The organism is Candidatus Nitrosarchaeum limnium BG20 (assembly GCF_000241145.1).
In the GTDB taxonomy this organism is placed as follows: Archaea; Thermoproteota; Nitrososphaeria; order Nitrososphaerales; family Nitrosopumilaceae; genus Nitrosarchaeum; species Nitrosarchaeum limnae.
In genome coordinates this window covers 1-533 of the sequence record NZ_AHJG01000142.1, presented here as the reverse complement: position 1 = coordinate 533, position 533 = coordinate 1, and the positions used below count along the sequence as shown (strand labels likewise).

General features: G+C 30.2%; 1 protein-coding gene. It reads right to left on the bottom strand.

The window, feature by feature from the left end:
• Nucleotides 1-130: 130 nt before the first annotated feature.
• The coding region (locus BG20_RS04630; RefSeq protein WP_010191519.1) for a cobalt-precorrin-5B (C(1))-methyltransferase at nucleotides 131-533 on the bottom strand (403 nt) is incomplete at its 5' end.

Here is a 533-nt window from a genome sequence, read left to right as displayed (position 1 = left end):
AGGTGCAAAAATCTCCCAATCTGGAAAATATTCTTTTAGTCTTAATCCTATATTAATCCCATTTTTAGTTATTGCAAGAATTGAAATTTTTTCCACACTAAAATTCTCTTAAATTAAATAAAATACCTTACTACTGGAACTTTCTGGCTAAAATATTCCCTTCAAAATCAAACAGTATTACATCAAGTGGAACTTTTTCCTCAGAGTGTTGTCTCATGTGTTTGTATGTTTCATTGCATATTTCATCAAAAAATCCAACAATATTATTTTCTGTAATTATTTCAGATACGTGTCTTGCAGTATTTGCCTTCCTAATACTATCAATTATCATTTTATCTGCATTACACTTCTTAGCTATTTCTGCCAAGAAATTCATATCTACCTTGGAACCTTTAACATGAGTTTGTTTTACCCCTGCAGCCATTTTTGCTAATTTACCAATAAATCCTACAACATATGCTTTTTTGATCTCTTTTCTTGCACATTGTTGTATTGTATATCCAGAAAAATCACCCATCTGTACAAAACAATGG